Source organism: Pseudomonas sp. DD1, from assembly GCF_044510355.1.
GTDB lineage: Bacteria > Pseudomonadota > Gammaproteobacteria > Pseudomonadales > Pseudomonadaceae > Aquipseudomonas > Aquipseudomonas shahriarae.
Genome location: NZ_MSAJ01000021.1, coordinates 1 through 3,356 on the forward strand (window position 1 = coordinate 1; position 3,356 = coordinate 3,356).

General features: G+C 50.7%; 2 rRNA genes. Both read right to left on the reverse strand.

Annotation, left to right across the window (positions count from 1 at the left end):
• Nucleotides 1-9: 9 nt before the first annotated feature.
• Nucleotides 10-125: ribosomal RNA gene (gene rrf / locus PSFL_RS13250) — 5S ribosomal RNA — on the reverse strand.
• A 172-nt stretch (nt 126-297) separates the two neighbouring features.
• Nucleotides 298-3,191 (reverse strand): 23S ribosomal RNA (locus PSFL_RS13255).
• Nucleotides 3,192-3,356 lie beyond the last annotated feature (165 nt).

Consider the following 3,356-nt stretch of genomic DNA (forward strand, 5'->3'; position numbering starts at 1 on the left):
GGAATTTAATCTTGACGATGACCTACTCTCACATGGGGAAACCCCACACTACCATCGGCGATGCATCGTTTCACTACTGAGTTCGGGATGGGATCAGGTGGTTCCAATGCTCTATGGTCGTCAAGAAATTCGGGTACTGAGTCGTGACCAGATGGCCTCGCTTCAGCAAATTGGGTATGTGACAGCTTTCGGTGTTTTGTGAGATTCGAACTTTCGGTTCATTTCGTCTTCACACACCGCAATCTGATGCTTTTGCTTGTTTCCAAGTCAAGAGTAGTCAAATTGCTTGGGTGTTATATGGTCAAGCCTCACGGGCAATTAGTATTGGTTAGCTCAACGCCTCACAGCGCTTACACACCCAACCTATCAACGTCGTAGTCTTCGACGGCCCTTCAGGGAACTCAAGGTTCCAGTGAGATCTCATCTTGAGGCTAGTTTCCCGCTTAGATGCTTTCAGCGGTTATCTATTCCGAACATAGCTACCCGGCAATGCCACTGGCGTGACAACCGGAACACCAGAGGTTCGTCCACTCCGGTCCTCTCGTACTAGGAGCAGCCCCTCTCAAATCTCAAACGTCCACGGCAGATAGGGACCGAACTGTCTCACGACGTTCTAAACCCAGCTCGCGTACCACTTTAAATGGCGAACAGCCATACCCTTGGGACCGGCTTCAGCCCCAGGATGTGATGAGCCGACATCGAGGTGCCAAACACCGCCGTCGATATGAACTCTTGGGCGGTATCAGCCTGTTATCCCCGGAGTACCTTTTATCCGTTGAGCGATGGCCCTTCCATACAGAACCACCGGATCACTAAGACCTACTTTCGTACCTGCTCGACGTGTCTGTCTCGCAGTCAAGCGCGCTTTTGCCTTTATACTCTACGACCGATTTCCGACCGGTCTGAGCGCACCTTCGTACTCCTCCGTTACTCTTTAGGAGGAGACCGCCCCAGTCAAACTACCCACCATACACTGTCCTCGATCCGGATAACGGACCTGAGTTAGAACCTCAAAGTTGCCAGGGTGGTATTTCAAGGTTGGCTCCACGCGAACTGGCGTCCACGCTTCAAAGCCTCCCACCTATCCTACACAAGCAAATTCAAAGTCCAGTGCAAAGCTATAGTAAAGGTTCACGGGGTCTTTCCGTCTAGCCGCGGATACACTGCATCTTCACAGCGATTTCAATTTCACTGAGTCTCGGGTGGAGACAGCGCCGCCATCGTTACGCCATTCGTGCAGGTCGGAACTTACCCGACAAGGAATTTCGCTACCTTAGGACCGTTATAGTTACGGCCGCCGTTTACCGGGGCTTCGATCAAGAGCTTCGCGTTAGCTAACCCCATCAATTAACCTTCCGGCACCGGGCAGGCGTCACACCCTATACGTCCACTTTCGTGTTTGCAGAGTGCTGTGTTTTTAATAAACAGTCGCAGCGGCCTGGTATCTTCGACCGGCATGAGCTTACGGAGCAAGTCCTTCACCCTCACCGGCGCACCTTCTCCCGAAGTTACGGTGCCATTTTGCCTAGTTCCTTCACCCGAGTTCTCTCAAGCGCCTTGGTATTCTCTACCCAACCACCTGTGTCGGTTTGGGGTACGGTTCCTGGTTACCTGAAGCTTAGAAGCTTTTCTTGGAAGCATGGCATCAACCACTTCGTCATCTAAAAGATGACTCGTCATCAGCTCTCGGCCTTAGAATCCCGGATTTACCTAAGATTCCAGCCTACCACCTTAAACTTGGACAACCAACGCCAAGCTGGCCTAGCCTTCTCCGTCCCTCCATCGCAATAACCAGAAGTACAGGAATATTAACCTGTTTTCCATCGACTACGCTTTTCAGCCTCGCCTTAGGGACCGACTAACCCTGCGTCGATTAACGTTGCGCAGGAAACCTTGGTCTTTCGGCGTGGGTGTTTTTCACACCCATTGTCGTTACTCATGTCAGCATTCGCACTTCTGATACCTCCAGCAAGCTTCTCAACTCACCTTCACAGGCTTACAGAACGCTCCTCTACCGCATCATCCGAAGATGATACCCGTAGCTTCGGTGTATGGTTTGAGCCCCGTTACATCTTCCGCGCAGGCCGACTCGACTAGTGAGCTATTACGCTTTCTTTAAAGGGTGGCTGCTTCTAAGCCAACCTCCTAGCTGTCTAAGCCTTCCCACATCGTTTCCCACTTAACCATAACTTTGGGACCTTAGCTGACGGTCTGGGTTGTTTCCCTTTTCACGACGGACGTTAGCACCCGCCGTGTGTCTCCCATGCTCGGCACTTGTAGGTATTCGGAGTTTGCATCGGTTTGGTAAGTCGGGATGACCCCCTAGCCGAAACAGTGCTCTACCCCCTACAGTGATACATGAGGCGCTACCTAAATAGCTTTCGAGGAGAACCAGCTATCTCCGAGCTTGATTAGCCTTTCACTCCGATCCACAGGTCATCCGCTAACTTTTCAACGGTAGTCGGTTCGGTCCTCCAGTTAGTGTTACCCAACCTTCAACCTGCCCATGGATAGATCGCCCGGTTTCGGGTCTATTCCCAGCGACTAGACGCCCTATTAAGACTCGCTTTCGCTACGCCTCCCCTATTCGGTTAAGCTCGCCACTGAAAATAAGTCGCTGACCCATTATACAAAAGGTACGCAGTCACCCAACAAAGTGGGCTCCCACTGCTTGTACGCATACGGTTTCAGGATCTATTTCACTCCCCTCTCCGGGGTTCTTTTCGCCTTTCCCTCACGGTACTAGTTCACTATCGGTCAGTCAGTAGTATTTAGCCTTGGAGGATGGTCCCCCCATATTCAGACAAAGTTTCTCGTGCTCCGTCCTACTCGATTTCATGACTAAGAGATTTTCGCGTACAGGGCTATCACCCACTATGGCCGCACTTTCCAGAGCGTTCCGCTAATCTCAAAGCCACTTAAGGGCTAGTCCCCGTTCGCTCGCCACTACTAAGGGAATCTCGGTTGATTTCTTTTCCTCAGGGTACTTAGATGTTTCAGTTCCCCTGGTTCGCCTCTTAAGCCTATGTATTCAGCTTAAGATAACCATCTTATGATGGCTGGGTTCCCCCATTCAGACATCTCCGGATCAAAGTCTGTTTGCCGACTCCCCGAAGCTTTTCGCAGGCTACCACGTCTTTCATCGCCTCTGACTGCCAAGGCATCCACCGTATGCGCTTCTTCACTTGACCATATAACCCCAAGCAATCTGGTTATACTGTGAAGACGACATTCGCCGAAAATTCGATAATACTCAATTTGAGTAACTCACAAATTTTACCTTAGCCTGATCCGTTACCAGTGAAAGTAACGTTCAGTCTATCTTTCTATCACATACCCAAATTTTTAAAGAACGA